The organism is Thioalkalivibrio sp. ALE14 (genome assembly GCF_000376845.1).
In the GTDB taxonomy this organism is placed as follows: Bacteria; Pseudomonadota; Gammaproteobacteria; order Ectothiorhodospirales; family Ectothiorhodospiraceae; genus Thioalkalivibrio.
On record NZ_AQXY01000028.1, the window covers coordinates 226,752 to 250,111 of the forward strand.

Genomic DNA, 23,360 nt, shown 5'->3' on the forward strand with positions numbered 1-23,360 from the left:
CTTTCGTAAGGATCAAGGAATGCGCGTAGCGGTGATCGGCGCCGGGGTGATTGGCGTGACCACAGCCTGGTATCTGCAGGAGGCCGGAGCGGAGGTGGTGCTGCTGGATGCCGCGCCGGAACCGGCGAGCGGGGCCAGCTTCGCCAATGGCGGCATGCTGCATGCCAGCCATGCCGAACCGTGGAATACTCCCGGGGTCGGACTCGACCTGCTGCGCTATCTGGGCCGCAGTGACTCGCCGTTGCTGGTGCGCCCGCGCGCCGTACCGGGCCTGATCGGCTGGGGGCTGCGCTTCCTGGCCAACAGCCGCCGGGCGCGCTTCGAGGAACACACCCGGATCAACGCGCGCCTGGCCGCCTACTCTCTCCAGGAGATCGACCGCCTGCAGCGCGAGCTTGGCCCCGAGGGACTGGACTTCGGCTTTCGGCGCAGCGGGATCCTCAAGCTGTTTCAGGATCCGGCCAGCCAGGCCCGCAATCGTGCGGCCAGCGAGGACATGGAAGACGTCGGTGTGCGCTTCGAGGACTGGGACGTGGACCGCATCATCACCGAGGAGCCCGCGCTGGAACCCGTGCGCGACCAGCTGTGCGGCGGGCTGTACTTCCCCGACGATGCCATTGGCGATGCCGCCCTCTTTACCACGAACCTGCTGGCCATCGCCCGGCGCCGAGGGATGACCTACTACCCGGGCGTGACGGTGCGGCGCCTGCGCACCTTCCAGGGGCGCCTCGACACGCTGGAGACCTCGGAAGGGCCGATCGCCGCGGATGCCTGTGTGGTCGCCAATGGCTACCACGCGCCGGATCTGCTGCGCCCGCTGGGCATCCGGCTGGCCGTGGCACCGGTAAAGGGCTACTCCCTGACCCTGCCGATGGACGCCGGGACGCGGCTGAAGCTGCCGCTGATCGACGACGCCAACAAGGTGGTGATGACGCCACTGGGCGGGCGCCTGCGTCTGGCCGGGACGGCGGAATTCGCCGGGCGCGACCGCCGGCTGAACCCGCAGCGCGCCGCCAGCGTACTGGACCACTGCCGCCACACCCTAGTGGGGCTACCCGCGCAGCTGGACACCGAAACCATGGCGCCGTGGACCGGTCTGCGCCCGATGAGCGCACGTGGCACCCCGATCCTCGGGGCCACCAAAGTGCCGGGGCTCTATCTCAACACCGGTTCCGGCCACCTCGGCTGGACCTTCGCCTGCGGTGCCGCCGCGCTGGTGCGCGACCAGGTACTGGGCGAACCCCCGGCGCTGCCGCTGGACGGCCTGACGCTCTGATTTCCAACCGTTTGGGGCGCGAGACAGCCCTGGTCGATGCGTTTCGCTACGCTCAACGCATCCTACAAGGCTCCGCAACGGCACTCCCCGGCTGGACACCGTCCGCCGTAGGATGCGTTGAGCACAGCGAAACGCATCAAGGGAGAGCCCCGACTCCGTCCGCACTGTCTTCAGGACGCGGAGAACACCATGCGGATGCGCGCCCCGTGGAGGTCCGGTGCCTGTTCGATGAACAGGGCGCCGCCGTGGTCGGTCACCAGGGTGTGGATGATGCTGAGCCCCAGCCCCTGACCCTCGCCCGGGCCGTCGTCCTGGCCACCCCGGGTATCCGCTCGCTGGCCACGCTCCAGCACCCGGGCACGGTCGTCCGGCGGGATGCCGGGACCATCGTCGTCGATGATCAGCGTCACCTCGCGGGCTTGGCAGCGGGTGGTGATGCGCACCCGTGTGGTGGCGTGGCGGATGGCATTGTCGAGGGTGTTGCCCAGGAGTTCGAAGATGGCACCACTGTCCATGCGCAGGGCACAGCCCGGCGCCAGATCGGTCTCCAGCGCCACCCCCTCCTGCGCCGCGAGCCGGCCCAGCGCCTGACCGGTCCGCTCGATGATCGGGGTCAGCGGCTCGGCGGCCTGGAAGGGGGCGGGGCCAAGGCGCTGGGCCTGGTTAAGCTGGTGCTGGACGATCGCCTGCAGCCGGTCCACCTGGCGCTGCATGTCGTCGGGGTCCGGGCGGGTGCTCTCGAGATTCAGGCGCAGCGCGGAGATCGGCGTCTTCAGGCTGTGGGCCAGATCCGCCAGGGCGTTCTGCTGACGGACCAGACGCGCCCGTTCGAACTCGACCAGGTCGTTGATGCTGCCGGTCAGGGCACGCACCTCGGTGGGGTAATCGCCCGCCAGGCGGGCGTGGTCACCATGGCGCAGGGCATCCAGATCCCGCCGCACCTGGCGCAGCGGACGCAGGCCCCAGAACCACAACGCCAGAGAGAGGACCAGGATCATGGACAGGGTCATCGCGCCCAGCCCCTGCCACAGGCTGGTGCGATACTGCTCGACCTGCTCGTTGAAGGCCTCGCGATCCTCCAGCATCTGGAAGGTCAGGCCGATCTGGTCGCCCTCCAGCTCCCACTGCACCGGGAGGCTGAAGCTGAAGTACTCGTCCTCCGACCAGCCGCGCAACGAGACGCCCACCGTCGAGGGCGAACGCCAGAGGGTTTCGCCCTCCTCGCCGAGGATGCGCGCGTAGAGCCCGCTGACCGGCAGCTGCAGCCGGCTCTCGGGGAGCATCTCGGGAACCCGCACATCGGCCGGGCCGATCACGTCGGCCAGCCCCATCAGCAGCAGGACCTGGGCCTCCAGGCGGGTCTCCACGGCATCCGCCGCATTGTCGCGAAACGCTGCCTCCAGCACCCAGGCCGTGAGGAGCGAGAAGATCAGCACGGTGATCGCCGTGACCCCCGCCAGACGCAGGACCAGGCTGCCACGCAGCTTGCGCAGGACCGCCTTCATGCGGACCGGGCAGCCTCGCAGCGCGTCATCCGGCGTTGTCCGACTCGTTTTCCGGCGCGGCGTCGGGTTCGCGGGCAAAGCGGTAGCCGCGCCCGCGCAGGGTCTCGATCAGGCCCAGGCTGCCGTCGCCATCCAGCTTGCGGCGCAGACGCCCGATGAGGACCTCGATCACATTGCTCTCGCGATCCTCGTCGTGATCGTAGAGGTAGTCCGCCAGCGCATCCTTGCTGAGCACCCGACCGGCCTGGCGCACCAGGGTCATCAGCAGGCGGTACTCGAAGGTGGTCAGGGTCACCGGTTCGCCGTTCAGCCAGACCTCGTCCCCGGCAGTATCGATCACCAGCGGGCCGAAGTGCAGTCGCTCCTGGCCGGACTGGAGGCTGCGCCGCGCAAGAGCACGCAGCCGCGCCAGCAGCTCCTGGATGTGGAAGGGCTTGGCCAGGTAGTCGTCGGCGCCGGCCTCCAGGCCCTCGACCTTGTCCTGCCAGCGATCGCGCGCGGTCAGGATCAGGATGGGCAGCCGGGGCTTCGACTCGCGCGCCTTGCGGATCACGTCCAACCCGTCCATACCCGGCAGGCCGAGATCGACCACGGCGATATCACAGTGGTATTCGGTCAGCAGGTACAGCCCGGTCTCGCCGTCCGAGGCGGTATCCACACGACAGCCACTGCGGTCCAGCTCCTCGCCAATCTGGTTGCGCAGGGCAACGTCGTCCTCGATCAATACCACGCGCAGGTTCATTCCGGGAGCTCCACTTCGGTGCCTTCCTCGATGCGCAGGGTACGCACTTGCTGGTCGTTGGTCAGGATACGGATCACGAACAGGCGCGCCCCGAAGCGGCTGACGTCTTCGCGCGCATGCAGGACCCGACCGGGATAATGCGCCTCGATCTGGGCGACGGCCTCGTCGAGGTCCCAGACCGCGGCCTCGGGGTCATCGGTGTTGAACTGGCCCTGGGCCGGAAGCGCGACCAGCAGCAGCGTTGCCAGTACCAGCACCGGACCCGTGCGGGGCCGCGTCAGGTCCCGCCCGTGGTATCCGGGCTGCAGGTCCGGCGTCGGTCGCATGTCGGTGCATCCTCCGGGCATTTGCGTGGAAAGGTCTTGAAGATGCAAGGGTATCGGCCTAGCCTGAACCATATCTGAAACCGACCGGAACCGTCATGCACGACGCCCCCGCCGAACAACCCGAAATCCCGCTTGAAGAAGAGGCCGGCCCGCTGCCATGGAAGGAACTCATGCCGCATTTCGCCCGTGGCGTGGTGATCCGCGTGGCCCCGGAGCTGGACCTGATCGAAGTGGCCCGCGCCATCCGTGACGATGCCACCCATCAGGTCAGCGAATGGATCGCCAACGACCAGGTCGCGCGCGCCTCGGATGACGACGCCCGCCGCTGGGCCGCGAACGACCCGATCTTCACCGCCATCGTGGCCGCCCCCTGGGTCCTCGCCCAGGAACGGACCCCGGCCCACTAGGGCCCAGCGATGGCCGTCTCCCTTGGAATCACCGGCGAGACCCTGGAGCGGCTGATCCAGGCCGCGCGGGAGTTCCATGCCAAGGAAGACGTCGTGTTCCCCGACACCGGCGCGGAGGGCAGCGACGACGACTGGGCCCTGCAGGTTCTGGCCGACCACGCCAGCGACCTGACCCTGCAGGAACTGGAGGAGACGCTTCGCGATCTGGGTCCCGAACAGCAGGCGGAGCTGCAGACGCTGAGCGCCGTCGGGCGCGGCGATTACGCGGTGGAGGATTGGGACATGGCCTTGCAGGAGGCGCGCGACGACTGGAGCGCGGACACCGTGCACTGGCTGCTGACCAACCCGCAGATCGCCGACGAATGGGCTGCGGGCATGGAACAGATCGAGCGGGAGGCGTAGCGCTGCGGTGCCGGGTATTGCGGCAACCCTATTCGAGTTCCTCGGGGTCGAAGCGCACGGCGATGCCGCCGTCCATCACCCGCACCACCTGGGCCTTCACCCGCGGCGCCTCGCCACCATCGCCCAGCATCCCGAAGACCTGCAGCATCAGTTCGTCGTCCGAGGCGAGCTTCATCAGGTGGCCCACACAGGCATTTTCCGGGTCGTCCCATTGCAGGAAGGCCCCGCCGCCGGAGATATCGTTGGTGGTCAGGGTCACCCGGTCCCCGCTCTCGCATTCGGCCACGACCTCGACCGTCATGGGGATCCGTGGATGACGTCGTCGTTCCCCTGTCATGGCACTCCTCCTGACCGCAGTTGCCTTTGCAATCTATCGAAAAGGCGATTTTTATGTGCTATACGGGGTTCATGATCGTTGGTTTCCGCGATCAGGCGCAACTACCGGGCTCGAACCCGGTGGCGTATATCACAACCCGGATCATCACACCGGGCCAGAGGATGAAGGCAGTACTCCACAGCTGTCGCTCGCAAACAGCCACTTCTTACGGAGGAGTCCGTTTCAATGAAGAAATCGCACTTGTACCTGGTGGGGCTCGCTGCCTCGCTGGCGATGGCGGGCACTGCTACCCAGGCCCTTGCCGACGACGAAATCACCCGGGGCCAGCTAATGGCCGCATCCTGCAAGGCCTGCCACAACGCCGCTGCTGCTGACAGCGGGGTTCCTGACCTGAACCGTATTCCCGCTGACGTCATCGTGAGTCAGATGAAGGCATTCCGCGACGGAGACCGCGACGCGACGATCATGGATCGTCACGCCAAGGGCTATACCGACGAGGAAATGGAAGCGATGGCCGGCTACTTCAGCCGCTTCTGATCAGGGGGAATCTCACATGCATAACTTTAATCGACGCAATTTTCTGAAGGTCGCTGGCATCAGCAGTGCCGCGGCCCTCACCGGGGTCGGCTGCGCCACCAACGGCATGCGCGGAGCCGACAAGGCCCACGTGGTCGTCGTTGGCGGCGGTTCCGGCGGTGCCACCGCCGCGAAATACATCAAGCAGTTCTCGCCCAACATGCGCGTGACGCTGATCGAGCCGAACGCCACCTACTACACCTGCTACGGCAGTAACTGGGTGATCGGCGGCTTCGCCGGCATGGATGACATCGCTCACGGCTACGATACCCTGCGCGACGACTACGGCATCGAGATCGTCCAGGACCGCGTCACGGCGGTGGACGCCGCCGCCCGCAGCGTACGCCTGGCCGGTGGCGACAGCATGGGCTATGACAAGCTCGTGATGTCGCCCGGGATCGATTTCCGCTACGACGACATGCCGGGCATCTCCGAGGCCGACGCCGACCGCATCCCGCACGCCTGGAAGGCCGGCTCGCAGACCGAGCTGCTGCGCTCCCAGCTGCGCAACATGCCCAATGGCGGCGTGTTCGTCATGGTCGCCCCGCCGAACCCGTTCCGCTGCCCCCCGGGTCCGTACGAGCGTGTCTCGCTGGTGGCGAACTACTTCAAGCAGGAAAAGCCGCGGTCCAAGATCATCATCCTCGATCCGAAGGACGGCTTCTCCAAGCAGGGCCTGTTCGAGGAAGGCTGGGCCGAACACTACGGCGACATGATCGAGTGGCGTGCCGGCTCCGCTGGCGGTCGCGCCGAGGAGATCGACGTCAACAACATGACCGTTCTGGCTGACAGCGGCTTCGAACGCGTTCGCGCCGACGTCCTGAACTTCATCCCCGCCCAGCGGGCTGCGCAGATCGCCCATGACGCGGGCCTGACCAACGACGCAGGCTGGGTACCAGTGGACCAGCTGACCTTCAAGTCGGAGATGGACGACAACATCTACGTCCTGGGGGACTCCAGCGTGGCCGGAGCCATGCCGAAGTCGGGCCACTCGGCCAACAACCAGGGCAAGATCGTGGCCGCCGCCATCGTGCGCGAGGTCTCTGGCCAGGAGCCGATCAACCCGTCCTCCGCCAACACCTGCTACAGCCTGGTTACCCCGGACTACGCGATCAGCGTGGCCGCGGTCTACCAGTACCAGGATGGCGCGATGGCCGGGGTATCCGGTGCGGGTGGTGTCAGCCCGTCGGGTGCCAGCTCCAGCTTCCGCCGCCGCGAGGCGGAATACACCCGGGCCTGGTACGCCGGCATCACCCACGACATCTGGGGCTAGTCCCCGGCGTTCCTGTACGGAACACACTCGAACGGCGCCTCCGGGCGCCGTTTTTTTTGCTCACCACGAAGCGCGCGAGGAAATGGAAGGTCAAGATCGGTTAACAGGAAGGATGGAAGAGCGGAAGACAAACAGATTGTTTTGCGGCTGGTCGTGAGCCCCGGACCCGACCGACGGGTGAACGCTTACCAGATCGATCTTGACCCAAGACCAATAGCCTTGCCTTTCTTCGCTTCTTCTAATCTTCCTGTCAGGCGCTTTTCTCTCCTGCGTGTCCCCGTGTGCTTCGTGGTGAATAAGGCGGGTCAGGCGTTGAGGTCGGGGATCAGGCGGCTGCGCAGGCGCTGGATGGCATCCTTGAGCTGCAGCTTGCGCTTCTTCAATCGCTGGATCGCGAAGATGTCCGGGGCGGCCTGCTCGTGCATCACGCCGATGGCGGAATCCAGGGCCCGGTGCTCGGCCTCCAGCTCGGCCAGGCGTGCGCGAATCTGACTCTCGGTTTCCAAGCCGGCCCCCAGTGGTCCCGTGAAGTGGTGGCCGTGTACCGGGGGACTCCCCGCGTGGCCATTCGGATCATCAAACCCGTATGATCGCAGACCGCCCCCGGCGGGACCACCATAACCAGTGCTTCCCTAACAGCCGGCCTGACGAGCAATGACGTTCAGCCAGCCGCCGGGTCGCAGGATGGGATGAGCGCAGCGAATCCCATCAAGGGACTGGCACGACGCGGGTAATGGTGCGTTTCGCTGCGCTCAACGGCACCCTGCCGCGGCGGAAGGGAGCCGACCCGTGGGCGAATATTCCCTGCAATTGGCTGAAGCTGGTTGCTAATCAGGACACCCGGAGACCACCCGATGGCGACCCACAACACGACGCTCACCATCCAGACCCCGCGCGGCACCCAGCTGGGCGGCGTGATCGTCGCGCCCGAGGCAGAGGCCATCCGCGGCCAGGCCTGCATTGCCCACTGCTTCGCCTGCTCCAAGGACTTTCCGGCCACGGTACGGCTTGCGCGCGCGCTCGCCGAGGAGGGCATCGCGACGCTACGCTTCGACTTCATGGGGCTGGGCGACTCGGAAGGGGAATTCCGCGACAGCACGCTGGAGACCTACTGCGAGGACCTCCACTCCGCCCTCGAGGCGCTGGAGACCCACACAGGGCGTCATACCAACCTGCTGATCGGCCACAGCTTCGGCGGCGCCATGGCCATCCATGTCGGTGCGCAACGCGAATCGCTGGATGGCATCGTGACCATCGCGGCCCCCAGCCGACCCGACCATGTCGCCCACCTGTTCGGCGACACCGCCGACGAGATTCGGCGCGAGGGCTCGGCACGCATCAGCATCGGCGGCCGTCCGGTGGAGATCGGCCGCGCCTTCATCGAGTCGATCGAGGAACCCACGCTGGACACCGCGCTGGACACGCTCGAGCAGCCGCTCCTGCTGCTGCACGCACCGGGCGATACGGTGGTCAGCGTCGATCACGCCCGCAAGATCTTCCAGCAGGCGCACCATCCCAAGAGTTTCGTCGCCCTGCACCAGACCGACCACCTGCTCTCGCGCCCGGAACACACCCGCTACGTGGCGGGCCTGATCCGCGCCTGGTCGGCCAACCTGCTGGATTAGCGTCGGGGGCCCCACTCCGAAGATTTCCTGCTCGTGGGAGCCTGCTTGCAGGCGAATGCTCCTGCCCGCGTTCGAGTTGGGCAGGGGCTTCGCGTGCAAGCACGCTCCTACATATCCGAGGGCCTACCAGTAATTCTCCGTCGTAATCTGCCCCGGCTTGCGGCGGCGGTTCTTGGCCAGCCCGCGTTCCTTCAGGATGGCGGTGGTGTCCTGCACCATGGCCGGGTTACCACACAGCATCACCTGGGAATGCTCCGGCGTGATCTTCAGGCCCGCATGGTGTTCCAGGCGCCCCTCGGCGATTGCGGCCGGTACGCGGCCTTCGAGCCCGCCAGGGAACGGCTCGCGACTGACGAACGGGATGTACTGGAACTGTTTCGGGGCACGCTCCTGAAACTGCTGGATCGTCTCCTGGTAGGTGAGCTCCTCCGCCTGGCGGACCGCATGGATCAGCCGGATGTTCTCGAAGCGCTCCCAGGGGGTGTCCGTCTTGAGCATGGACAGGAATGGCCCCAGCGCCGTGCCCGTGGACAGCAGCCACAGGTCGCGACTGTCCGGGAGTTCATCCAGAGTGAAGAAGCCGGTCGCGCGCGGCATCAGCTCCACCGTGTCACCGGGCTCCAGCTGCACGAGGCGGTTGGACAATGGGCCGTCCGGCACGGTGATCAGGTAAAAGTCCAGCGGGGTCTCGCCCGGGGCGTTCACGTACGAATACGGTCGCCCCACCATCTCCCCGCCGATCTCCAGGCGCAGGCGGTTGAACTGTCCCGCCTTGAACGGCTCGACCTCGGCATCCACGCGCAGCGAGAACAGGCGGTCCGTCCACTGCTTGCGCTCCTGCACGACACCGGTCACCCAGCCCATATTCCTTACTCCATTACTCAGGTATTATTTGAAAGAGTGCTGGCGCGCCCGGAAGGTTTCAAGCACCCCCGGCCAACGCCGTATAATTGTCGCAAATCCGACTACTGGAGCAGTCATGGCCCGCACCCCTTCGCAGATGATCGAACTCGGCACCGAGGCGCCGAACTTCTCCCTGCCGGACGTCGTCTCCGGCGAGACCATCAGCCTCGACAGCTTTCCCGACGCAAAAGGCTACATGATTGCGTTCATCTGCAATCACTGCCCGTTCGTGCAGCTGATCCGCCACGAATTCGCCCGCTACGGCCGCGAATATTCGAACAAGGGCATCGCGGTGATCGCCATCAACTCCAACGACATCCAGGCCGTGCCGGACGACGCCCCGGACAAGATGAAGGATGACGCCCGCCGCTTCGGCTACAACTTCCCCTACTGCCTGGACGAGGACCAGTCCGTGGCCAAGGCCTATCACGCGGCCTGCACCCCGGATCTGTACCTGTTCGACGCCGAGCGCAAGCTGTACTACCGCGGCCAGTTCGACGGAACCCGCCCCGGATCGGACACTCCGGTCACCGGCCGCGACCTGCGCGCCGCCAGCGACGCCCTGCTCGCCGGGCAGCCGGCCCCGGATCCGCAACACCCCAGCCTCGGCTGCAATATCAAGTGGCGCCCCGGCAACGAGCCCGATTACTTCGGCTGAACTGAGCGCCCCGCTTGAATCGAGGACGATCCAAGGGGCTGGACAAGTGGGCCCGCCCCTGTGGGAGGGGGTCTGCCCGCGAATTGCCCAGCCCTCATCAGCCAACAACCCAGGCGGTCGCTACCGCGTGCCACATACCGCCCCGAACCCCCGGATGATGGTCGCCAGATGCCGCCCAGCAACGTAATCGACGGCCCCCGGGTCGCCACCTGGCGCTGTTCCTCCTGCCAGGAGTCCGTGCCGCGCCTGTTGCCGAACGGCGAGAACAACCGCATTGCACTCTCGCCGGAACGCATGGCCCTGCCCGACACCACCGTGCAGCAGGCCTGCGAGCGCGTACAGGGGCTGCGCGCGCCCGAGATCTGCTATGCCTGCGACCAGGCCTATCAGGAGCTGCTGGGCACGCTGGTCCGCCCGCCGGCCGAACTGGGCGATGCCCGCGGCGAACCCGGCCTGAACGACACCGGGATCATCGGGGCGCTGCTGCCCATCGCCGACCAGGGCACGCAGATCCTGATTTTCAACGTGATCAACGAGGAGCTGCGCTGCACCGAGATCGAACGCCTGATCAGCTTCAACCCCGACCGCCTCACCTACCCGGGATCGCGCGGCGCCATCGCCCCGCGCATCTGGGCGCTCTACGAGGACCATCTGGCCCAGCTGCACGCCCGCGCCCCGACGCCCTACACCCCCGACTAGGAGGCCTACAGGGAAAACTGACCCGTCATCGCGTGACGTGCAGCAGCGAGCCGCGTGGACAGCCCCGACGCAGAGCCAGGCAACCCGCAGCGGTTGCGTCCGCAGATGGCCACGGCCCCTGACGGAGCCTCGCCATGACGCGGACTGCGAGAAGCATCGTCATCGCGAGGCGCGCAGCGCCGTGGCGATCGGTCGGAACCAACCCGGGCGCGCCCCTCGCGATCACGCCCGGGTATCCCCGATCACCCCTCTCGACGTCATCCCGGAAACCGCGCAGCGGTTATCCGGGATCTAATACGTCCGGTCAAAGTAACGACCGCAGATCCCGGCTCTCCGCTTCGCTGCGGCCGGGATGGCCAGGGATGGGCTATCACGATTTCTTCGGTGAAGGTGCCGCGCGGGACCAACGGATAGACGACGTCAGGCGTCGTCGGCATCCACCCGCGCCAGCATGCGCATACCACCCACCATGCAGCGAAGCGCCTCAAGCGTCTGCAGATCGAAGTCGGCCCCGGTCTCGCGCGGGAGTCGCCAGTACTTTGGACGGCAGGTAGCCGGGCGCCCGGCCGGCATAGCCCGCGCGGCAGGTTCATCCACCGCCACCAGCAGGTCCGCCCAGTCCAGCTCCTCCTGCGTCACCTCGGCCATCGCGCGAGCGGGACGCACCTCGATCCAATCCTCGAACTCCGCCGCCCCGGCCAGTTCGGCCACGCGGGCGGCACGCCCATCGGGGTGCTCGGCCGCCACCAGCAACCGCGCGCGGCGCTTAAACATCTCCGACGCCCCGCAAGCCCATTTGTCCGCTGACCGGTGTCAACACCAAGCTGTCGTGATCGATACTGATTCCCCATCGCATACGGAGAACGGACACCATGGCCCACCTCGACTGGTCAAACTACCCGGTAAATGAACTGAAGCTCGTCTACAGCACGCTGCATGCGCAGCTGACACTGGAGCCCGATCTGATGGATTCCGAACTGATGGCCGACCTGCAGACCTTCCTCCAGCAGGCCGCCAAGACCGACGGCGTGGACGTCTCCACCCACTCTCAATGGGCCGCCTGGCTGAACGACCGGTAAACAGCAATCCCATCGTAGGAGCCTGCTTGCAGGCTCCTACAGAGACGGGATGTCGGGCGCCGCTCACCGAGGGAAATCTCGGTCAGTCGACTTCAATCAGCGATTCGCCGTGCTCCAGAGCCTGCAACACGCGAGGTAGAAGCGGCTTGAACCATTCAAGCAAGGCCGCTTTCCGGGTATTGCCGATTCGAAGCCAGACGACGGCCGGATAGTCCCCCGAATCCGCAGAGCGCCACACAGCGGAATCCTCATCCTTGGTCACGATGACAGCCCGCGTGCGGAGAGCTTCCGCCCAGATTTCTTTATCGGAAGCCTCAAGCAGTCCGACATCCGCAACATGCTCGGCTGCAACACCCTGATCAACCAGCCAACGCGCGAGGGCCGGCGGCAGCTGTGCGTCAACCAAGAAGCGCATTCAGGCAACGTGAAGAACAGGATGATCCGTTTGGCGCGCGGCAAACCGCAAAGCCTCGGTGATGTCTTCGCCCGTCAGGTAGGGGTAGTCCTCCAGAATTTCCTCCCGCGAGGCCCCTGCCGCCAGAAGGTCAAGGACATCCCGCACTCGCATCCGGGTACCGCGGATGCAAGGGCGGCCACCACAGATTTCCGGATCAAAGGTGATGCGTTGCATCTCGCTCATGATGGCCTCCTGCGCAGACGACCAGAGAATGTATCAGCGGAGTGTATCGTTATCGGACCACTGCTGGAGCAAGCGGGTCCGCGAATGTCATGTTCGCCAGAGTCGGGCGCGGGCAGGGGCTTCGCCTGCAAGCAGGCTCCTACAAGACACCTCGTCAGGCGTCGCCTGCGGTGGCCTTGCGGTGTTCGGCGGCGAAATCGAGCATGCGCTGGGTCGCGACCAGGGCCTTCCGGCGCGCGGTCTCGTCGACGAAGATCTCGTTGTTCGCCGGCTCGCTGGTGTCTTCCAGGGTCTCGGCCAGCGAGACCAGGTCGTTCATCGCCATCCACGGGCAGTGTGCACAACTGGTGCAGGTGGCACTGTGACCGCCGGTCGGGGCCTCGATCAGCTTCTTGTCCGGGGCGGCCTGCTGCATCTTGTAGAAGATGCCCTTGTCGGTCGCCACGATGAATTCCTGTTCCGGGCGGTTCTTCACCGCCGCGATCAACTGGCTGGTGGAGCCGACCACATCGGCCTGGTGGATCACCTCGCGCGGAGACTCCGGGTGCACCAGCACGGCGGCGCCGGGGTGGCGGCCACGCAGGTCCTCCAGCGCCCAGGAACGGAACTCGTCGTGCACCACGCAGGAGCCGTCCCACAGCACCATGTCGGCGCCGGTGGTGCGGCGGATGTAGTCGCCCAGGTGCTTGTCCGGGGCCCAGAGGACCTTCTTGCCCTGATCACGCAAGTGCTCGACCAGTGGCACGGCGATGCTGGAGGTGACGACGTAATCGGCCTGCGCCTTCACGTCCACCGAGGTATTCGAGTACACCACCACGGTGTGGTCCGGATACTGAGCCCGGAACTTCGCAAACTCGTCAGCCGGGCAGCCCAGGTCCAGCGAGCACTCGGCCTCCAGCGTCGGCATCAGCACGCGCTTGTCCGGGCTCAGGATCTTGGCCGTCTCGCCCATGAAACGCACCCCCGCCACCACCAGCGTCTCGGCCGGGTGATCCTTGCCGAAGCGCGCCATCTCCAGGGAGTCGGCCACGCAGCCGCCGGTCTCGTCCGCCAGGCGCTGCAGGGATTCATCCACGTAGTAATGGGCGACCAGCACCGCGTTGCGCTCGATCAGGAGCCGCTTGATACGGCGCACCAGTTCATCACGCTGGGAGTCGGTCAGCGCGTGCAGCGAAGCCGTCACATGCGCCGTCGTGGGCACGTGGAAGATCGGTTTTTCGGTCACCGGAGCGTTCATGCGTCCTCTCACCCCGGGATCGGGGTAGATCATTGTCTTCTAATAGTACGACAGGCCCCCGGGCGCTGTCGTTCCTACACATTGTGGGGGCGCCCCCACGCATCCCAACCACCCCGCCTATAATGCCCCGGCCATGACCGAGCTGAAGCAGCAATACAAGGCGATGACGTTCGAGGAACGCATGGATCTGGCCCTGTCCGGGGACCTCGAGGACCACTGGCGCCCGCTGCTGGTGCGTGACCAGCACGCCCAGGTGAAGGCCTATTTCTCCCGTCGCATGGACCTGACGCCGGAGGAGGTCACGCTGTTGCTGGCCGACCCCAATCAGACCGTGCGCCTGAACTGCGCCAAGCGCCCGGACCTGAGCGCGGAGCAGGTCGAGGCCTGCGTGAACGACCGCGACCCCAACCTGCGCTACTTCGTCGCGCGCAACCCGCTGCTGACCGAAGCGCAGCGGGAACGCCTGATGGACGACGAGGACGAACTGGTACGCATCGCCGTGCGCAAGGGCCCCAAGAAGCGGGGCACCCGCGCCCGCCCCGGACAAGCCGAGATGATCCGTTGACCGAAACCTCGCCCGAAAAACCGAAACGCCCGAAGCCCTCCGGGCGCCGCCGCGCGCTGTCATGGGGCATCCAGATCGGCCTCGCACTGGTGATCTTCCTGGCCGTGCGTGCCTGGATGGCCCGCGACATGGTCGAGGGCCCGGCCCCCGCGTTCGAGGCGCACCTGCTGGACGGCACGCCCGTGACGCTCGCGGACTACGCGGACGAACCCATGCTGCTGCACTTCTGGGCCACCTGGTGCCCGATCTGCCGCCTGGAGGAAGGCGAGATCGTGCGCCTGTCGCAAAGCCACCCGGTGCTGACAGTCGCCATGCAGTCCGGCGTGGAAGAAGAGGTGCTCGACCACCTGAATGAGCGCGAGCGGGAACTGGCCGTGATCAACGACCCGGACGGCGCCCTGGCCGCGCGCTACAACGTGCGTGGCGTCCCGGCCACCTTCATCATCAACCCCGACGGCGAGATCGTCTTCCGCAAGCAGGGCTACGCCCCCCCGTTCGAACTCCGCCTGCGCCTCTGGCTCGCCCGCTGGCTGTAAGCCACCCCATCGCCCAACGGCGCGTCTCGCCGCGCTCAGCGCTCCCTACATTCAATCGCGGTCACGCAGCGCGGGGGTCGATCTCGCCACGCACACGGTCCGAGAGTTCGATCTGGGCGCGCCGCAATTCGTATTCAACCTGCAGGTTCAGCCAGAAACGCTCGGATGTGCCGAAGTAGCGTGCCAGCCTCATGGCCGTGTCGGCAGAGACTCCCCGCCGCTCGCGCACGATGTCATTCATGCGTGTCGTCGGCACATGCAGGGCACCGGCGAGAGCGTTCACGCTCATCCCGAGCGGTACCAGATATTCTTCGCGCAGGATCTCTCCCGGATGGACGGGCCGCATTCCGTTTGTGCTCATGCTAGTAATCCTCCCGAAGACTCGTGCTCAGTGGTAATCGACGATCTCCACATCCTCGACCCCTTCGTCAGTCCACCGGAAACAGACACGCCATTGGGCGTTGATGCGAATGCTGTGCTGTCCCTCGCGATCTCCAGACAGGACCTCCAGCCGATTACCCGGCGGCGAACGCAAATCCTGCAGCGTCTCCGCCGCTTGAAGCTGGACCAACTTGCGCTCCGCAATCGCTCTGATACCGGACCAACGCCGACTCCTTCCGGTTTCGAACAGCGCCCGGGTTTCCCTACACCGAAAGCTCCTGATCATGTGATACAGAATATAACGCTTAACGGTAACCAGCAAACCAATGGTGCAGTTCTCTACGCTCAGCGCACCCTACGTGCCCAAGCCCGGCCGCAGGATGCTGTTGAGCGCAGCGAAACGCGTCGTGCGAAGGGCGGCCAGCGATTAATCGTCCAGCTCGCGCAGGACGCGGAAGCCCAGGTTGGTATCCATCTCGTCGATGTTGCGGCGGCGCCGGGCGGCGCTGCGAGTATTCACGGCGGCATCGAACCAGGAACCGCCCTTGGTGACCACCCACTCGTTGTCCGGGTCGGCGCGATAGACACCGTCGCGGGGGCAGTTCGCGTGGCTGTCGTGCCATGGCGTCGAAGTAAACTCCTGCACATTGCCGTGCATGTCGTACAACCCCCAGAGGTTGGGCTGAAAGCTGCCCACATCCAGAGGCCGCGACAGCGGGAAACACGCCGGGATGTACCACTTGCGCCGCTGGCGTCGCTCCTCGTACGGGAACAGCGAATTGAAGTGCACGTCGCGACACCCCACCACTTCGCCAAAGGCAAACGGCGTGCGAGTACCGGCCCGGCAGGCGTATTCCCACTCCGCCTCGGTCGGCAGGCGATAACGCTTGCCCGTCTCCTCGCTCAGCCAGTCCAGATACTGCTGGATGCTATCCGGCTTGATATTGAAGATCGGCATGCGCGGCGTACTCGGCCACACCAGCCACTCCCAGGGCTCCCAACCCGTCGCCGCCTGGAACGCCTCCCACTCCTCGCGCGTAATCGCGTAGCGCCCCAGGGCGAAGGGTCGCTCCAGCGCCACGAAGCGGCGCGGCCCCTCGTGCGGCTGATGGCCGTACTCCGAGGCATCCGAACCCATCTCGAACTCCCCGGCCGGGATCACCTGCAGCTCCGGCGTCGGCGCACCGGAGCGCGCCTCGTCACGAAACCCGACCGCCACGCCCGCCTGGCGCGCCGCCTGCTGCTGCAGATCCAGCAAATCCGCCTGATCCAACCGCTGCACGTCCTTCACCATGGGCCTGCTCACCTCCAACACCTTCAATCTCGCAGCAGACGCAACATCCCGTCACTGCCAGCCCTACCCTGTCATTGCCATCCCCACTCCGTCATTGCGAGCGAAGCGAAGCAATCGCCTGCCTGAACCCAGGCGCTTCTTCGCCACCCATCCCAACCGGCGGTTCGAACTACCCGGCAATGCAGACAACACGATAGCGCCGCCTGCCACCTGCGCCGCCTTCCTGTAGGCAAGCGCCAACGCCCGAGGTTCGCCCCGACACGCCTTCACTTGCAGGCTCTGCAACGCCATTTTACGCTTCGGATCTTGTTTGGACTCAGGGAGGAGTCAAACATGCCGCATATGCGTGGCTTCACGCTCGTGGAGCTGATGGTTACCCTCTTGGTGGCGTCGATCCTGCTCGGCATCGGAGTCCCTGCCTTCAGCAACCTCGCTGAACAGACCCGTCTCACCACCACGACCAACCAGTTCCTGACCAACCTGCACATGACCCGCAGCGAGGCCATCCGCCGTGGCGCCCTGGTCACGCTGTGCACCTCCACCGACGGCGCCACCTGCACCGACACAAACTGGGACGCTGGCTGGATCCTGTTCGCCAATCCGGGCCGCTCCAACCAGCCAACTGACCCTGACAGCATCTTGCGCGTGGGCAACGCCTGGACCGACCCGAGCATCGCGGTAACCGGCAATCAGCCCGTCAGCCAACACATCTCCTACAATCCCCTCGGCCAATCCGAACGACTTTCCGGCGCCCTGCTCATGGGCACCGTCACCATCTGCGCCACAGGAGCCGAAGGCCGGGCCATCGTCATCAGCAGCGCCGGCCGCCCTCGCGTCGCCACTACCGACTGCACCTGAACCGAGGCTGCTTGCCGTCACGCCCCCGATAACGCCTCTGCAGCCGTCACGGCAACCGCTCATCGGCGCGATTCGACCACTAACCCGGCCGCACCTTGCAGTGTACGCATGGCGTGCTTATCACTAGGGTTACGGAAACCCCGAACGGCTGACGCCCAATGACCCGACCCCACGGATTCACGCTCGTAGAGCTAATGATCACCATCGCGGTGGCCGCCATCCTGATGGCAATCGCGGTCCCCAGCTTCATGAACCTGCGCATCAGCAACGGCCTGACCACGCAGGCTAACGAGCTGATTACAGCCGTAAGCATCGCGCGCTCGGAGGCGATCAAGCGCAACCGCAGCGTTCGGTTTTGCCGCACGACCAGCTCCACCGCCACCCAATGCGCAGGCAACTCGGGCGCATGGACCGACTGGGCCGTGTTAACCAATACCACCGCCGGCGGGACCGACGTCATCCGTCGGGGAACCGTCAGCGATTTCGGCGGGCGCTTCACGACGACCTCCGATCTCTCTTCCGACGAGATGCTGATCCGCGGGGACGGTCTGACCTACGACGGCGACAACCTCATTCAGGATCGATATATCCAGGTGCAATCCAACACGGGCCCGTCGGAGAACACCCGTTGCATCAACCTGGGCGCCGGCAGCCGCATCTCGATCGCCCGCCAGTCGGGGGACTGTTCATGAATTCGACCGCTAACCGCAGCCATCGGCTGAACCCCGCACACATTCGGGGGGTCGGCCTCATTGAAATACTGATCGCAGTGCTTGTGCTCTCCATTGGTCTGCTGGGTCTGGCCGCGCTGCAAACCCGCGCCCTTGCCAACAACGAATCGGCATTCCAGCGCAGCGTCGCGGTGATGGAGAGCTACTCCATCGCCGACGCCCTTCGGGCCAACCCCGCTGGCCAGCCCCTCTCTTCGTTCGAGATCGGCATCGACGATGACGCCCCCACGGGTAGCAGCTTCGCCGCGACGGCGGTCAGCTCCTGGCGCCAAAACCTCCAGGCCCTGCTGGGCGAGGAAGCGACCGGGTCGATCAACTGCCAGAACGAACGCTGCACCATCTCCACCCGCTGGAACCAGGCACGTGCCACGCAAAGCGCTGACGACGACGAATTGCAGACTCTGACAATCGAGGTCCGGATATGAACAAGCGTCATTCCAGCAAGCGGATGTCGTCCCGCACCCTCCATGGTTTCACCCTGGTGGAGTTGATGATCGCGATGGTGCTCGGGCTGCTTGTGGTCGGCGCAACCATCGGCGTCTTCCTCTCCAACCAGCAGACCTACCGCATCAACGAAGGCCTTTCACAGATCCAGGAAAGCGCCCGAACCTCGTTTGAAATTTTGGGTCGCGAACTTCGCCAGGCGGCCGGAAATGCCTGCGGAGACAGCACCCGGGTCGCGAACGTCCTGAACAATGCGGGTAGCGACGAATGGGCCACCTGGGCCGGCATCCGCGCTTATGAAGGGGACGAGGCAACGGGCATGGCTCCGTTCGGCACTGATCCCGGCGATCGTGTGCAGGGCACCCATGCGGTACACATCCAAGGTACGGATGGCCTCGGGGTTGGATTGGCCGACCGTCAGTCCGCCGCACAGTCAGCGAACCTCTTCCTGAATCTCCCGACCGACGAGTTCGAAGCCGGTGACATCTTGATGGTGTGCGACCCCAATCAGGCAACGATTTTTCAGGTCACTAACTACCAGCAACAGAACACCACAGTCGTCGCCAATTCCGGTGCCGGAAACCCAGGGAATTGCTCTACAGGACAGGGCTACCCAACCGTTTGTCAGAACCCCGGGACCCCCTACATCTACGACACAAACGCCACCGTCGCCTACTTCAAATCTGTCACTTGGTACATCGGCCATAACGGACGCGACGACGAAGGCGGATTCTCGCTCTACCGCGCACGCGTGAATCAGGGAAATGTTGTCCGCGAGGAGGTTGTAGCGGGCGTTAGCGACATGACCATCCGGGCCCACCGCAGTGGCATGGACGGCTGGGATAACCCCAGCGCACTGAATGCCACGGCGTGGGAACAGGTCGACGCCCTTGAACTGACCTTGAGCTTCCTGAGCGCTGCCGATCGAATTACCACCAACCCCAACCAGGACGATGGCCGTCTGTCGCGCGACGTCACCCACGTGATCGCCCTGAGGAACCGTCTGCCATGAATAACCACCCTTACCCCCTGGGCAGCCGACACTTCTCCCCACAGCACCACCAGCGTGGTGTAGCGCTCGTCGTCACCCTGGTCCTCCTGGTCATCATCACCCTGGTGGGTGTCGCCGGCATGCAGGGCGTTACGCTCCAGGAACGCATGAGCGGCAACCAGTACGACCGAAGCCTGGCCTTCCAGGCCGCCGAAGCTGCGCTCCGTGCTGGCGAGGATGCAATCCGGAGTGACCCGGATCTGCAGTCCCTAACCCACGAAGACTGCCGCCCCGGTGAGCTTTGCGACGTGGTGCCGATGGGGACCGGCGGTGTATGGCAAAACGTCGGAGGCAATTTCACCGTCAACACCGCCCTGACGGAGACCACCGCGCAATATTACATCCAGTTTCTCGGGGTCGGTTCGGGCGAAAGTGACCTCGGACAGGACCGCAGCGCAGGTGCCCAACAGTATGGCGCGACCGATGGCACCGCCATCGCCAACTTCTTCCGCGTCACCGCGCGCAACCGCGCACCCAATGTCGACGAAGACCGCTCCTATGTGGTTCTGCAGAGCACCATCAAGGTCGCGAACTAGATCTCGGGCCAACCGCCCCGGAGCCAACATCATGAAACCTATCCATCGCTCGACCATCAAGACAAAAGCCCTCATGGCCTTGGCCCTGGCCATTGCGACCTTCACCTGGGGCACTACCGCTCAGGCGAATGTCGACGTGGCACAACAACCATTGATCGTCGCTCCGGCGATTCCCCCGAACATCCTGTTTATCCTGGATGATTCTGGGTCCATGCAATGGTCTTTCATTCCGGATGGGATATTCGGTGCCCGTACCACGGACCGCGCCAAGTCTTCCACATTCAATGCCCAGTATTACGACCCTGAGTACACGTATCAGCCGCCGGTTGATGCCGACGGAGAATCCCTGGGTGATGCCGACTTCACCGCCGCATGGACGAATGGGTATGCCGAAAACCGTGATAACAGTACGGTGGATTTAAGTGCCGACTTCCGGCCTACCTGGTACTACTCTTGGACTGCCCAAGCCTATGCAGGCCCCGAGGAGCCCGCCTACTACTTCGAATACGCCCCCAGCTGCGGCAACGTGAATGATGATGCCTGCTACAGCAAAGTTCAGGTAAGCGCCACATCCGGACCCGGCGGCGCGGACGAACGGACGAATTTCGCCAACTGGTACAGCTATTACCGGACACGACTCATGTCCGCCAAGGCCAGCATGACGATCGCCTTTTCGGAATTTGGCCTAGCGTCAGATGGCACGACAGAGATCGGGCAGGATATCCAGCTCGGATGGGGGAGAATCAACCAAAGCCCATCCGTGGAAGAAGACTTAGCCCAATTCGGGGGCACACACCGCCAGAACTTTTTTCAATGGATCTTCGACACGCCTGCTTCGGGCAGCACGCCCCTACGCCGCGCACTTTATCAAGCAGGCGAATACTATGAAGAGAATGCCTGGGACGATGGCGTATCGTGCCGCCAGTCCTACACCATCCTGAATACGGACGGGTTCTGGAACGGGAATTTCTCGGGACTAGGGAACGCGGATGGACAGGGCGGGGGCGAAATCACCGGCCCATCCGGGCGCGCGTTCCAGTACCAACCTGGACCTCCGTTCGCAGCCGATGACTCCGACATGCTGGCCGATATTGCCATGCACTTCTGGAAAAGGGACCTGAAACCGGACCTGACCAACAACGTCCCAACTAACCGGGAAAATCCAGCATTCTGGCAACACATGGTCACCATCGGCCTCGGCTTGGGGGTAGAACCGGCAGGATTACCGTCTGGCTGGGACGTTGATCGCATCTTCGCGTCCATTCTCGATGACGATGACGAGTTTCCCGAGGATGGCTGGCCCACTCCGGTCGCGAATACAGCAACAACGATCACCGACTTAGCTCACGCGGCGGTCAACAGCCGGGGGCAATTCTATGCCACTCAAAGCCCGGAAGAGTTCGCGGACGGCATCCGCGAAGCCGTTCGCAGAGCAACCGAACGGGTTGGCGCGAGCTCGTCGGTTGCCGCGAACTCTACCGAACTGGAGACGGACTCGCGCATCTATCAGGCCCAGTACGTCAGCGGAACGTGGGCAGGGGATCTGCGCGCATTTGATCTGGACCCGGATACCGGAGTCGCATCGGACAACCCCGTGTGGTCGGCTTCCGAAGAACTCCCCCTCCCGAATGATCGAGGGATTTACTCTACCCGGGTCCAAGGGAATTCCCTGCTGCTGGAGCCTTTTGAGTGGCCGGAATTCAGCGAGGTTGGCTCCGAAGCGGTTCTCGACTACATCCGGGGCGACCAGTCGTTAGAGCAGCAAAACGGCGTCGGCGATTTCCGGGACCGAGAATCGGTTCTCGGATCTCTTATCAACTCTCAACCCGTCTTCGTTGGTGCACCGTCGCTAACACGCTTTCTTGGTGCGGGGTTCTCCGGCTCGGACGACTACCAGCAGTTTGCGGAAGACAACATCGGCCGCACACCGGTAGTTTACATTGGGGGCAATGACGGCATGCTTCACGGATTCAATGCCGACACGGGTGAAGAGCTTTTTGCGTTTATTCCGCGATTCCTCGTGAACGACCTGGCCGCCCTGGCGGATCCCGCCTACGAACACCAGTACTTCGTCGACGGCGAGCTCACTGTGGCGGACGTCTACCTTCCCGGAGGGCAGGGAGGCTGGAAAACGATACTCGTCGGGACCCTGGGCCGCGGTGGCCCAGGAGCTTTCGCGCTCGACGTAACCGATCCCAACGATATCGAAATCCTGTGGGAACTCGACGGCGATGCCTTTGGCGACGAGTTGGGGCAAAACCTCGGCAAGCCGATCATCGCGCAAGTAGCCGATGGTGATTGGCGCGTACTAATGGGCAACGGAGCAAACGCTTCCGACGGCGGTGCCCGACTGGTCTCGGTCGGCATCGACGATGGCGACATCACCACCATCCTGGCGGAAACGGGTGACTCCAACGCGCTTGCCGGCATCGCGGCATGGGATGCCGAAGGCGACGGCTTCACCGACACGGTCTACGCCGGCGACATGGAAGGCAACGTCTGGCGCTTTGATCTGGACAACAACAGCCGGGAACTGCTGTTCGCTGCCGAAGACAGCAGCGGCAACCCTCAGCCCATCACCGCCGCCCCGCTGGTCGGAATTGACCCGCAAACCGGCCGCACCTGGGTGTTCGTGGGGACCGGCCGCTACCTGGGCGAGAGCGATCTCGACGACACCAGCGTGCAGACCTGGTATGGCCTGATCGACGACGGCTCCACAATCGACGACCGCGATGATCTGGTAGAACGCCAGATCGAAGCACAAACCACAGTCAGCGGACGCGAAGTGAGGACTATCGAGGATGGTTCGGCCTCGGACTTCGAAGACGCCACCACTGGAGAACAGCGTCGCGGCTGGTACATCGACCTGGTCGCCAACAGCAATCCCCAAGGCGAACGCATGGTGACCCCCAATCAGTTCCGGGCGAACGTGCTGATCGGGCAAACCCGCATCCCCGACGGAAGTGACCCCTGCGAACCGACAGGGCGCGGGTTTATCTACGCCATCAATCCGTTTACAGGCGCACGTCTCCCGTTCACATTCTTCGACGTGGATGGCGACGGCGACTTCACCGACGCCGACATGATGGACGTCAACGGCGAACTGGTACCTGTATCCGCCATCGGCACGGTGAGCAGCCCGAACCAGCCAACGTTCGTTGGGGATTCCATGCAGATCAGCACCGAGGACGGCCAGATCGAATCGGTGCGTACCCAGACCTTGGGGACCGACACCGGCCGCATGTCCTGGCGCGAGATCATCATGCAATAGTCGGCCGG

The 23,360-nt window shown here is 64.7% G+C and carries 30 protein-coding genes; 17 read left to right on the forward strand and 13 right to left on the reverse strand.

From position 1 onward, the window contains the following. Positions 1-19: 19 nt before the first annotated feature. Complete coding sequence (locus F572_RS0108900) at positions 20-1,276, forward strand: FAD-dependent oxidoreductase (protein ID WP_017942669.1); 1,257 nt, start codon at positions 20-22, stop codon at positions 1,274-1,276. 170 nt (positions 1,277-1,446) lie between these two features. On the opposite strand, the gene F572_RS0108905 is transcribed toward F572_RS0108900, so the two are convergent. The 3 genes from F572_RS0108905 to F572_RS0108915 are packed head-to-tail and all read right to left on the reverse strand — an operon-like array spanning position 1,447 to position 3,849. Next, a complete protein-coding gene (locus tag F572_RS0108905; RefSeq protein WP_017942668.1) occupies positions 1,447-2,781 on the reverse strand; it encodes an ATP-binding protein in 1,335 nt (444 codons plus the stop codon). Positions 2,782-2,806: 25 nt separating this feature from the next. Beyond that, entirely contained in the window at positions 2,807-3,523 is a 717-nt protein-coding gene (locus F572_RS0108910; RefSeq protein WP_017942667.1) for a response regulator transcription factor, read from the reverse strand. Further along, a complete protein-coding gene (locus F572_RS0108915; protein ID WP_017942666.1) occupies positions 3,520-3,849 on the reverse strand; it encodes a PepSY domain-containing protein in 330 nt (109 codons plus the stop codon). The genes F572_RS0108910 and F572_RS0108915 overlap by 4 nt, the downstream gene beginning before the upstream one ends. Before the next feature lie 95 nt (positions 3,850-3,944). Here F572_RS0108915 and F572_RS0108920 point away from each other — a divergent pair, with 95 nt between their 5' ends. Then, positions 3,945-4,256: a DUF2288 domain-containing protein gene (locus tag F572_RS0108920; RefSeq protein ID WP_017942665.1), complete on the forward strand. Its 312-nt coding sequence runs from the start codon at positions 3,945-3,947 to the stop codon at positions 4,254-4,256. 9 nt (positions 4,257-4,265) lie between these two features. Continuing rightward, positions 4,266-4,658: a DUF3775 domain-containing protein gene (locus F572_RS0108925; RefSeq protein WP_017942664.1), complete on the forward strand. Its 393-nt coding sequence runs from the start codon at positions 4,266-4,268 to the stop codon at positions 4,656-4,658. Positions 4,659-4,686: 28 nt separating this feature from the next. Here F572_RS0108925 and F572_RS0108930 read toward each other — a convergent pair whose 3' ends face one another. Continuing rightward, on the reverse strand, positions 4,687-4,995 hold the full coding sequence (locus tag F572_RS0108930) for a PilZ domain-containing protein (protein ID WP_081602048.1): 309 nt from the start codon (positions 4,993-4,995) through the stop codon (positions 4,687-4,689). Between the two features lie 225 nt (positions 4,996-5,220). Here F572_RS0108930 and F572_RS0108935 point away from each other — a divergent pair, with 225 nt between their 5' ends. Together F572_RS0108935 and F572_RS0108940 are read left to right on the forward strand one after the other, a co-directional pair. Next, positions 5,221-5,532 carry a c-type cytochrome gene (locus F572_RS0108935; protein WP_017942662.1) on the forward strand — a complete coding sequence of 104 codons (312 nt, stop codon included), beginning with the start codon at positions 5,221-5,223 and terminating at the stop codon, positions 5,530-5,532. A gap of 16 nt (positions 5,533-5,548) precedes the next feature. Beyond that, positions 5,549-6,844: an NAD(P)/FAD-dependent oxidoreductase gene (locus F572_RS0108940; protein WP_017942661.1), complete on the forward strand. Its 1,296-nt coding sequence runs from the start codon at positions 5,549-5,551 to the stop codon at positions 6,842-6,844. Positions 6,845-7,149: 305 nt separating this feature from the next. Here the strand turns inward: F572_RS0108940 and F572_RS0108945 are convergent, their stop codons facing one another. Next, positions 7,150-7,350 (reverse strand): YdcH family protein, encoded by a 201-nt coding sequence (locus tag F572_RS0108945; RefSeq protein WP_017942660.1) that lies wholly within the window; start codon positions 7,348-7,350, stop codon positions 7,150-7,152. Between the two features lie 348 nt (positions 7,351-7,698). Here F572_RS0108945 and F572_RS0108950 point away from each other — a divergent pair, with 348 nt between their 5' ends. Beyond that, a complete protein-coding gene (locus tag F572_RS0108950; RefSeq protein WP_018158443.1) occupies positions 7,699-8,469 on the forward strand; it encodes a S9 family peptidase in 771 nt (256 codons plus the stop codon). A gap of 123 nt (positions 8,470-8,592) precedes the next feature. Here the strand turns inward: F572_RS0108950 and F572_RS0108955 are convergent, their stop codons facing one another. Further along, entirely contained in the window at positions 8,593-9,333 is a 741-nt protein-coding gene (locus F572_RS0108955; protein ID WP_017942658.1) for a ferredoxin--NADP reductase, read from the reverse strand. A 115-nt stretch (positions 9,334-9,448) separates the two neighbouring features. Here F572_RS0108955 and F572_RS0108960 point away from each other — a divergent pair, with 115 nt between their 5' ends. Beyond that, positions 9,449-10,030: a thioredoxin family protein gene (locus tag F572_RS0108960; RefSeq protein WP_017942657.1), complete on the forward strand. Its 582-nt coding sequence runs from the start codon at positions 9,449-9,451 to the stop codon at positions 10,028-10,030. A 168-nt stretch (positions 10,031-10,198) separates the two neighbouring features. Beyond that, positions 10,199-10,729, forward strand: coding sequence for a hypothetical protein (locus F572_RS0108965; protein WP_017942656.1), 531 nt, complete (start codon positions 10,199-10,201; stop codon positions 10,727-10,729). A 420-nt stretch (positions 10,730-11,149) separates the two neighbouring features. Here the strand turns inward: F572_RS0108965 and F572_RS0108970 are convergent, their stop codons facing one another. Further along, on the reverse strand, positions 11,150-11,503 hold the full coding sequence (locus F572_RS0108970) for a hypothetical protein (protein WP_017942655.1): 354 nt from the start codon (positions 11,501-11,503) through the stop codon (positions 11,150-11,152). Positions 11,504-11,601: 98 nt separating this feature from the next. Between F572_RS0108970 and F572_RS0108975 the strand changes: the two genes are divergently transcribed. Continuing rightward, positions 11,602-11,808 carry a hypothetical protein gene (locus F572_RS0108975; protein ID WP_017942654.1) on the forward strand — a complete coding sequence of 69 codons (207 nt, stop codon included), beginning with the start codon at positions 11,602-11,604 and terminating at the stop codon, positions 11,806-11,808. Positions 11,809-11,890: 82 nt separating this feature from the next. Here the strand turns inward: F572_RS0108975 and F572_RS0108980 are convergent, their stop codons facing one another. The 3 genes from F572_RS0108980 to nadA form a co-directional block, all read right to left on the reverse strand. After that, positions 11,891-12,223 carry a DUF5615 family PIN-like protein gene (locus F572_RS0108980; RefSeq protein WP_017942653.1) on the reverse strand — a complete coding sequence of 111 codons (333 nt, stop codon included), beginning with the start codon at positions 12,221-12,223 and terminating at the stop codon, positions 11,891-11,893. Then, entirely contained in the window at positions 12,224-12,448 is a 225-nt protein-coding gene (locus F572_RS0108985; protein WP_017942652.1) for a DUF433 domain-containing protein, read from the reverse strand. 154 nt (positions 12,449-12,602) lie between these two features. Next, positions 12,603-13,685 carry a quinolinate synthase NadA gene (nadA, locus tag F572_RS0108990; RefSeq protein ID WP_017942651.1) on the reverse strand — a complete coding sequence of 361 codons (1,083 nt, stop codon included), beginning with the start codon at positions 13,683-13,685 and terminating at the stop codon, positions 12,603-12,605. A 133-nt stretch (positions 13,686-13,818) separates the two neighbouring features. On the opposite strand from nadA, the gene F572_RS0108995 reads away from it, so the two are divergent. Further along, positions 13,819-14,250 (forward strand): hypothetical protein, encoded by a 432-nt coding sequence (locus F572_RS0108995; RefSeq protein WP_017942650.1) that lies wholly within the window; start codon positions 13,819-13,821, stop codon positions 14,248-14,250. Continuing rightward, positions 14,247-14,786, forward strand: a complete 540-nt coding sequence (locus F572_RS0109000; protein WP_017942649.1) for a protein disulfide oxidoreductase — start codon at positions 14,247-14,249, stop codon at positions 14,784-14,786. The genes F572_RS0108995 and F572_RS0109000 overlap by 4 nt, the downstream gene beginning before the upstream one ends. A 61-nt stretch (positions 14,787-14,847) precedes the next feature. Here F572_RS0109000 and F572_RS0109005 read toward each other — a convergent pair whose 3' ends face one another. The 3 genes from F572_RS0109005 to F572_RS0109015 all read right to left on the reverse strand — a co-directional run bounded on the left by F572_RS0109005 (position 14,848) and on the right by F572_RS0109015 (position 16,461). Beyond that, positions 14,848-15,147 (reverse strand): HigA family addiction module antitoxin, encoded by a 300-nt coding sequence (locus F572_RS0109005; protein WP_026143109.1) that lies wholly within the window; start codon positions 15,145-15,147, stop codon positions 14,848-14,850. A 27-nt stretch (positions 15,148-15,174) separates the two neighbouring features. After that, the gene (locus F572_RS0109010; RefSeq protein WP_026143108.1) at positions 15,175-15,453 is read right to left on the reverse strand and encodes a type II toxin-antitoxin system RelE/ParE family toxin; all 279 of its coding nucleotides are present in this window, start codon (positions 15,451-15,453) and stop codon (positions 15,175-15,177) included. Between the two features lie 141 nt (positions 15,454-15,594). Further along, positions 15,595-16,461 (reverse strand): SUMF1/EgtB/PvdO family nonheme iron enzyme, encoded by an 867-nt coding sequence (locus F572_RS0109015; RefSeq protein WP_017942646.1) that lies wholly within the window; start codon positions 16,459-16,461, stop codon positions 15,595-15,597. Between the two features lie 333 nt (positions 16,462-16,794). Between F572_RS0109015 and F572_RS0109020 the strand changes: the two genes are divergently transcribed. From F572_RS0109020 to F572_RS0109045, 6 genes are all read left to right on the forward strand, one after another. Beyond that, positions 16,795-17,319: a GspH/FimT family pseudopilin gene (locus tag F572_RS0109020; RefSeq protein ID WP_017942645.1), complete on the forward strand. Its 525-nt coding sequence runs from the start codon at positions 16,795-16,797 to the stop codon at positions 17,317-17,319. A 158-nt stretch (positions 17,320-17,477) separates the two neighbouring features. Continuing rightward, positions 17,478-18,011 carry a GspH/FimT family pseudopilin gene (locus tag F572_RS0109025; RefSeq protein WP_081602046.1) on the forward strand — a complete coding sequence of 178 codons (534 nt, stop codon included), beginning with the start codon at positions 17,478-17,480 and terminating at the stop codon, positions 18,009-18,011. After that, complete coding sequence (gene pilV, locus F572_RS0109030) at positions 18,008-18,475, forward strand: type IV pilus modification protein PilV (RefSeq protein WP_017942643.1); 468 nt, start codon at positions 18,008-18,010, stop codon at positions 18,473-18,475. Before F572_RS0109025 ends, pilV begins: the two co-directional genes overlap by 4 nt. Further along, positions 18,472-19,506: a PilW family protein gene (locus F572_RS0109035; protein ID WP_017942642.1), complete on the forward strand. Its 1,035-nt coding sequence runs from the start codon at positions 18,472-18,474 to the stop codon at positions 19,504-19,506. The genes pilV and F572_RS0109035 overlap by 4 nt, the downstream gene beginning before the upstream one ends. Beyond that, entirely contained in the window at positions 19,503-20,081 is a 579-nt protein-coding gene (locus F572_RS0109040) for a PilX N-terminal domain-containing pilus assembly protein (RefSeq protein WP_017942641.1), read from the forward strand. The genes F572_RS0109035 and F572_RS0109040 overlap by 4 nt, the downstream gene beginning before the upstream one ends. A 31-nt stretch (positions 20,082-20,112) precedes the next feature. Further along, positions 20,113-23,352 carry a pilus assembly protein gene (locus F572_RS0109045; RefSeq protein WP_017942640.1) on the forward strand — a complete coding sequence of 1,080 codons (3,240 nt, stop codon included), beginning with the start codon at positions 20,113-20,115 and terminating at the stop codon, positions 23,350-23,352. Positions 23,353-23,360 lie beyond the last annotated feature (8 nt).